At 67.8% G+C, this 7,346-nt stretch carries 3 protein-coding genes and 2 pseudogenes; all 5 read right to left on the reverse strand.

Annotated features, from left to right (window positions below):
* Positions 1-407: 407 nt before the first annotated feature.
* A pseudogene (locus TR50_RS50415) lies at positions 408-999 on the reverse strand (transposase); the annotation flags it as partial.
* Positions 1,000-1,105: 106 nt separating this feature from the next.
* Positions 1,106-2,497 (reverse strand): group II intron reverse transcriptase/maturase, encoded by a 1,392-nt coding sequence (gene ltrA / locus TR50_RS24400; protein WP_152648601.1) that lies wholly within the window; start codon positions 2,495-2,497, stop codon positions 1,106-1,108.
* A gap of 675 nt (positions 2,498-3,172) precedes the next feature.
* Positions 3,173-3,610, reverse strand: a pseudogene (locus TR50_RS44580) (winged helix-turn-helix domain-containing protein); the annotation flags it as partial.
* Positions 3,611-4,418: 808 nt separating this feature from the next.
* Positions 4,419-5,177, reverse strand: a complete 759-nt coding sequence (locus tag TR50_RS24410) for an alpha/beta hydrolase family protein (RefSeq protein WP_042425783.1) — start codon at positions 5,175-5,177, stop codon at positions 4,419-4,421.
* 115 nt (positions 5,178-5,292) lie between these two features.
* Positions 5,293-6,837 carry an FMN-binding glutamate synthase family protein gene (locus TR50_RS24415; protein WP_042425788.1) on the reverse strand — a complete coding sequence of 515 codons (1,545 nt, stop codon included), beginning with the start codon at positions 6,835-6,837 and terminating at the stop codon, positions 5,293-5,295.
* Between the last annotated feature and the right edge of the window lie 509 nt (positions 6,838-7,346).

The following is a 7,346-nucleotide window of genomic DNA, read 5'->3' on the forward strand; positions in this document are numbered from 1 at the left end:
AATTCCCCAAGCGTTCCACATTCTCAGGCTCAACAGTCACACGGGACCCCTTGCTCGCTCCGAATTCGATGCCACGTTAGAACCGTGCATGGGGCCGGTCTTGCGTGAATCGGCAGACTTCGGCGCAGACTTCGGCGTGCATTCAATCGCCCCAGAGGGACGGAACTGGTAGAACGCAGCGGCAGAGCAGCAGAGAGCAGCGCGCAGGAATCAGGCCGCGCCGGGCAGAGGGTCGGCAGTCACGGGAAGGCGTCGAAGGGCTCCACCGGGGCAACGCCAAGTTCGGGGCGCCGCTTCCGGTCGCGGGAGCCGGGATGTCGTCCGCTGTCCCTCGCGCGTGGCTATGAGGATGTCGGGTCCGGACACGCGGCACATGATGTCACTGCGGGTGCGTTTCGAGTGGGGAATTACGTGGTGAGGCCGGTTCCGGTGAGGCAGCCGTCAACGAGTTCCGGGCGGTACTGGATCTTCTTCAGGTGGCGTTTCACGGCCCGGGTGATCTGCCCCAGGTCGGCTGCGGCGAGGTTGCCAATGTCGCGCTTGACCAGCGACCAAATGCCCTCCTGCGGATTGAGATCAGGGGCGTAGGTGGGCAGTTGGAACACCAAGCCACTCGGCGTTCGCGGCGATGAACTCCCGCATACCGACCGTCAAGTGCAGGCGGACGTTGTCCCAGACCAGAACGATCCGGCCGCCGAGCTGGATGCGGGCACGGACGATCAGGTCGCGGAAGTCGCGCAAGCCGAAGCCCTTCGGTTCGTCCTTGCGGCCCCGGTACTCGCGGATCGCGTAGATCGACCGGGATCGCTCGCCCGACTTGTAGCAGGTCACGCCCGCCATCGAATCCCGCCCGGAGCCCCGGCCCCTCACCCTCACGACCGGGGTCTGGCCGATCCGGCCCCAGGTCCTGGCGCGCGGCGGAGTCATCGACTGCCCGGCCTCGTCCTCGAAGACGATCCAGGCCCCGCGCTCCGCCGCGGTGCTCTTACCCGCGGCCAGTAGGGGTCGGACCCGGGCGCGGTGCTGGTGTCTCCATCAGTCCGTTTCCCGGGCCCGCCCTCCGAACCCGCCGAGCGAATTTCTCCGCAACGGGCTCTCCACGGGTTCACGCCGTGGCGGTGATTTCCTTCGGCAGTCTCGCTGTCCAGGGGGTGTCGATCTTCGCGCCGCGATAGCGGTAGCGGATGACCTCTACCGCCTGCGGTTGGAACATCTCCTGCTCTCCGTCTCTGATCTGCCAGCCAGGCACGACCCGACGGATGAACGCTCCCCAGCTCAAGCCCTTGTGCCGTTTGCGGAGCCAGGTCACCACGCGCCACCACGCGAAGTAGCCGACGTAGGCGAAGGTCCGCTTGGACACGCCGTGCTTGAAGTAGTTGCACCAGCCTCGCAGTACCGGGTTGAGATGGCGCAACAGGTCAGCGAGCATTCGATGCCTGTGACTGCGGGTGATCTGCCGGACCTTTTCGATGATGGACGAGAGCGCCTTCTTCGACGGCCAGGTGTAGACGTACCGCTTGTTCGTCCCCCTCTTGACCTGCCGCTGGATGCGGAAGCCGAGGAAGTCGAACCCCTCGTCGATGTGGCAGACCCTGCTCTTCTCGGGTGACAGGCGCAGGCCCATCGGCGCGAGCACCGCGGCAACCTCGTCCCAGAGCGCTTCGGCGTCCGCGCGCGAGCCGTGGACCATGACGACGAAGTCGTCCGCGTAACGGACGATCTTCATCACGGCCCCGCCAGCCTTGCGGCGCTTGTAGCGCTGTCCGACCGAGCCGAGGGCCTGCCACTTGTCGTGGAAGTGCTCGTCAAGGACGGACAGGGCGATGTTGCTGAGCAGCGGGGAGAGGATCCCGCCCTGCGGAGTACCAGTGAGGTTGTCCCGATAGGACCCGTCCTCGGAGAGGATTCCGGCCTTGAGGAAAGCCCTCACCAGGGCAAGCACACGCTTGTCGGAGAGTCGACGGCGGACCCTGTCCATCAGGGCGGTGTGGTCGATCTCGTCGAAGCACGCCGTGATGTCTCCCTCGAACACCCAGTGATAGGCCCGTGAGCCGCTGGCGAGGTAGTGGATCTCGGCGATCGCGTCCTGAGCTCGTCTGCGCGGCCTGAAACCGTAGGAGCACGGAAGGAACTCCGCCTCAAAAATCGGTTCAAGGACCAGCTTGAGCGAGGCTTGCACCACCCGGTCGGCCGTGGTGGCGATGCCGAGGCGGCGGAGCTTGCCGTTCGCCTTCGGGATCATCACCTCCCGGACCGGCTCGGGGCGGAACCGGCGCTCTTTGACCTGCTCGCGCAGATCGTTGAGCATCCGGCTCGCCTCGACCGGACCGAGGGAGCGGGGAACCGCCCCGTCCGGCCCTGCTGAGCGGGCACCCCTGTTCGTCCGCACCCGCTCCCAAGCCACCGTCAGGAAGCTGGGATCGTGGACGAGGTTGAACAAGTCATCGAACTGACGGCCGGGATCATCAACCGACCAATGGTGCAGCTTGCGCTGCATCCTGCGTACTCGGACCTCTGCCGTATCGGCGTCGGGCCACGACGCGCCCGTATTCACAGGCGTCCTCCACAGTCTGCGTACTTGCTGCGAACCCGCTGGAGCCCTTCGCCATGTGACCGGCTCTCCCGGTCTCGGACTACTACGGCTCCTCCGCCCCACCTCGGTGGCATCGACCGACGACGGATCTTCCCGCCCGGCTGACAGGCGATCAGCCAGGGGTGGGACCACCGAGACGGTTCCCGTGTTCACTGCGAACCGATCAACAGGTGAGGTGCCCAGCTTTGCCCCTGCGGCCTCGCCACGGTTACGCCGCAGACCTTCACCGTGGCCTCCCGAGCCAGCGAAACAATCCAACCCGAGAGTTCCCTGCCCATGTTGAGCAGGTGCGCACCGCTGGCCAGCCCATATCCGCCAGGTTTGAGCTGGTGTTTGAGACTTAAGGAGCGTTCGGACGCTGGTTCCTCGCGTACACCTACCTGTCTTGCTTGCCGGACCCATCCCGTCTGGCGATCCCGGGACGCTCCGTCGTTGTCGGGGCTGCTTGCCACCCTCGCCGGCGTCTCCCGGTCCAGGCTGCCCCCAGCTTCACCCCGCTGCTGCGACAGCGCGGCGGTGGCGGTCTTCCACCTCCACTCGGTTCAACAGCGCTTCACGGCGCTCAGTCTCCTTCTTCCATACCTCGACCGCGTCGTCATCTCGCTCGATCGCCCGCCGAGCGGGCTGCTGCCAACTCCAGCCGTGCGCTTCAGCAGCCGGCAGGTGCCCTCCACCGTGTAGGAGACGTGGAAGAGTCCGCCGATCAGCGTCTTGATCCCGTGCCAGTGTCCACCCCTGGTCCGCCCATCCGTGGGCCAGCGCACCGCGCTCCAGCCCGGCGATCTGAGCTTCACCGAGCCGAGGTCTTCCGGGCGACCCCTTCGACAGGACCCCCGCCTCGCCGCCCTCGCGCCAGGCTCGGCGCCACTGCTCGACCGACCGCTCGCTGACTCGCAGGGCAGCGGCGACCTCCGCGTTCTTCTCTCCGGCCTGGAAACGCTCCACGGCCTGAAGCCGTAACCGCTCCCGCGTTGTTCTCTCGGCGTCGGTCAGCCCGCCGCCCTGCGCGTACCTCATACCCCAGGGCTACCGGTCCCGATGGCCGGCTGATAGGCGAATGGCACCGACATCACTCAATCAAGTTCAGTAGCGCCCCGTCTGGGCTTCAGCCGAACCACGGAACGAGGAGGGGGAATCGTGCGTCTGCTGCGTGCTCGCGCCACGCCGGTCGCTGTGACTCTCGGGGTGGGGTTGCTGCTGGGCCTGGTGGGCCCCATGGCCGGAAGAGGGGGCGATCCCGCTTCCGTCGGCGTCAGCACCCTTTTTTTCCGGCGGCTGGCCGTGGGCCGGTTATGCATTCCTCGTGGGTTACTTCCGGCGCTCCAGAATTGAATCAGCCCTGCTCGCATCTTTGGGACCGACAGTCGGAGTAGTCGCATATTATGCGCTCAAGGACGCGAACTCCGTCGTTCCAAGCGGGACGATTCCAGCCGGAATGAGTTCCGGTGGCGCCGGCGGAGGATTCTCCTCCCAGGTTCTTGTCTGGGCAACAGCCGCGTTCGTCCTCGGGGCGCCGGTCGGGTTCTTGGGCAACCTTGCGCGTATGTCCGGTGGCGGCGGACTCGGCTTCCGATTGACCGTTCCGCTCATAGCCTTCTGCGAGACCTCCGTGCGGCTGTCTACGGAGGCGCATGAAGCCGGTTCGACGGCCGGAGCGACGTGGAATGTCGTTCGGGTCGTCGCCGCTGTGGCTGCGCTGGCTCTCGTGGGGCACGCAGTCTGGAGCTGGCGGAACGGTCGACGTCAGCAGCAGACGGTCGCGTGCACCGCGCTGATGCAGGAGGAGAAGGGCTGAGCCCTGCGCCCAGCGCAGGGCCGCCAGCCGTCAGCCGTGGATGTACTGGTCGGCCCAGGCGCTGATGATGTGCGCCGCGCGCTTCGCCTGGCCCCGGGCGGTGAGGAGGTGGTCGGCTCCTTCGAGCGAGATGAAGCTGCGCGGGTGCCGGGCCTCGCGGAAGATCTCGCCGGCGTTGGCGATGTCGACCGTGTCGTCCGTGGGCGAGTGCATGACGAGCAGCGGCATGTTCAGCTCGCCGATCCGGTCGCGCAGGCGTGCCTGGCGGACGTCGTTGACGAAGGCGCGCTTGAGGACCAGGGTCCGGCCGCCGACGAACCACTCGTGCTCGCCGTCGCTGAGGACCCGGTCCACCACCGCGTCGTACTGGTGCTCGACCGTGCTGGGGTTGGAAGGTGCACCGATCGTGGCGACGGCGCGGACGCCGGGCGAGTCGGCCGCTGCGGCGATGGCGGCCGCGCCGCCCCACGAGTGGCCGACCAGCAGGTCCGCCGGGGTGCCCCGTTCGGCCATCATCTCGGCCGCGCGGACGGTGTCCTGGACCTTGACGGTGAAGGAGCCGTCGCCCCAGTCGCCGTCGGAGTCCCCGATCCCGAGGTTGTCGTAGCGCAGCATGCCGATCCCCTCGCGGGCCAGCTGCTTGCTGACGCGCGAGGCGGCCGGCGAGTTCCTGCCGAGGGTGAATCCGTGGACGAAGATTCCCCAGCCCCGGATCTCGCCTTCCGGCAGGTCGATCGACCCGGCCAGTTCGGGGCCGACGACGCTCTTGAATCTCACTTCTTCAGTCATGGTGTGCTCGCCTCGGCGTGGAACTGTTCAGTGGAACTGTTCATGGGGGCAGGTCGGTGGGTGAGTGGGGGAGCTGACGGCCGCGACGCCGCGGCCGTCAGCTCCGTCCGGTGTGTCAGAGGCCGGGCGTCGGGTCGGAGGCCGGCTTGGCGGTCATCAGGGCCGTGATCTCCTGGGCGAGCTGCGGGCCGATTTCGCCCCAGCCGTCCTTGTAGCCGTAGACGCCGCCGAGGGTGCGGGCCTCGTAGTCGCCGTTCATGATCTCGATGTCGTTCGCGGTGATGAGCGACGGGTGGGCCACGCCGACCGCGCCCGAGACCTTGGTCAGCTCCCGGCGCAGGGTGCGCAGGTAGACGGCCGCGCGGGTGGACTTCGACTCCGGGTCGAGGCCGCGGGCCAGCCACGCGTTCTGGGTGGCGATGCCGGTCGGGCACTTGTCAGTGTGGCACTTCTGCGACTGGATGCAGCCGATCGACAGCATCGCCTCACGCGCGACGTTGACCATGTCGGCACCCAGCGCGAAGGCAACGGCGGCGTTCTCGGGCAGACCGAGCTTGCCGGAGCCGATGAAGGTCAGGTCGTCGGTGAGACCCAGCTCGGCGAAGGTGCCGTAGACGCGGGAGAAGCCCATCCGGAACGGCAGCGACACCGAGTCGGCGAAGATCCGCGGCGCGGCGCCGGTGCCGCCCTCGCTGCCGTCGACGGTCACGAAGTCGACGCCGCGGTCGCCGCGCTCCATCAGGGCGGCGAGCTCCTGCCAGAAGCCCATCTCGCCGACCGCGCTCTTGACCCCGACCGGCAGGCCGGTCTCGGCGGCGAGCAGTTCGACGAAGTCGAGCATCGAGTCGACGTCGCTGAACGCGGTGTGCCGGGACGGGGAGGCGCAGTCCTTGCCGACCGGGATGCCGCGGATCGCCGCGATCTCCGGGGTCACCTTCGCGCCCGGCAGCATGCCGCCGAGGCCCGGCTTGGCACCCTGGGAGAGCTTGATCTCCAGAGCCTTGACCGGGGCGCTGGCGACAACCTCCTTGAGCTTGTCGAGGTTGAAGCTGCCGTCCTCGTTGCGGCAGCCGAAGTAGGCGGTGCCGATCTGCAGGACGATGTCGCCGCCGTTGCGGTGGTAGGGCGACAGGCCGCCCTCGCCGGTGTTGTGCATGGTGCCGGCCAGTGCCGCGCCCTTGTTGAGCGCGGTGATGGCCGCGCCGGACAGCGATCCGAAGCTCATGGCCGAGATGTTGACGACGCTGGCGGGCCGGAAAGCCTTGGCGCGCCCGCGCGGGCCGCCCAGCACCTTGGCCGAGGGCAGCGGGGCCTGCGGGTCGTGCGCGTCCGGGAGGGCGCCGGCGAAGGTGCGCTGCTTGAGGTAGGCGTGGCCCTGGACGTGCTCGACGTCGACCTCGGTGCCGAAGCCGAAGTAGTTGTTCTCCTCCTTCGCCGACGCGTAGATCCAGCTGCGCTGGTCGCGGCTGAAGGGACGCTCCTCCTCGTTGGAGGTCACGATGTACTGCCGCAGCTCCGGCCCGATCGTCTCCAGCATGTAGCGGGCGTGCCCGACCACCGGGAAGTTCCGGAGCAGTGCGTGCCTCTTCTGGACGAGGTCGCGGGCGGCGACCAGCGCCACTGCTGTTGCGGCCAGGGCGCCGATCTTGCGGGCGTGCATGAACGTTCCTCCTCGAGGCATGGCTCCATCGCCATGCGGTGGACGACGCTGTGTCGTGTCGGGCGCTGGACGACAGGCACGCCCTTGCCCAGGCCCAGGGCATACCGGCGCTTTGTCGACGAAAGCGAGATGATATTAGGAGCCCGAGCTGAGAGCCGAACGGCCAGGGTCCCCATCCACGCTCCCGGGCTCCGCTCGGAGGCCGTGAGGCCGTCCCGCATCATCGCCGGGTTGGATTGCGGCCCGGTGGCCGCCACCCGAACAGCGACTCGTCGCCTCGGCCCGATTCGGTGACGAGCGCGGAATCGACACGACGCCTTTCCCCCGCCCCACCGTCAGGACCGCTGCGGGCGTGGCGACTTCGACACCCCGTTCAAAGCCCCCACCGTCGCGACGAAACGCTTGCGTTTCGACCATCGGCTCCATTAGCGTCCCGTCGGGACAGAACGCTACCGTTTCGTCCTTTCCTGGATCGGGGGCTCGGGAGAAGCATGTCCACCACGGTGATC

It is taken from the genome of Streptacidiphilus anmyonensis (assembly GCF_000787855.1).
In the GTDB taxonomy this organism is placed as follows: domain Bacteria; phylum Actinomycetota; class Actinomycetes; order Streptomycetales; family Streptomycetaceae; genus Streptacidiphilus; species Streptacidiphilus anmyonensis.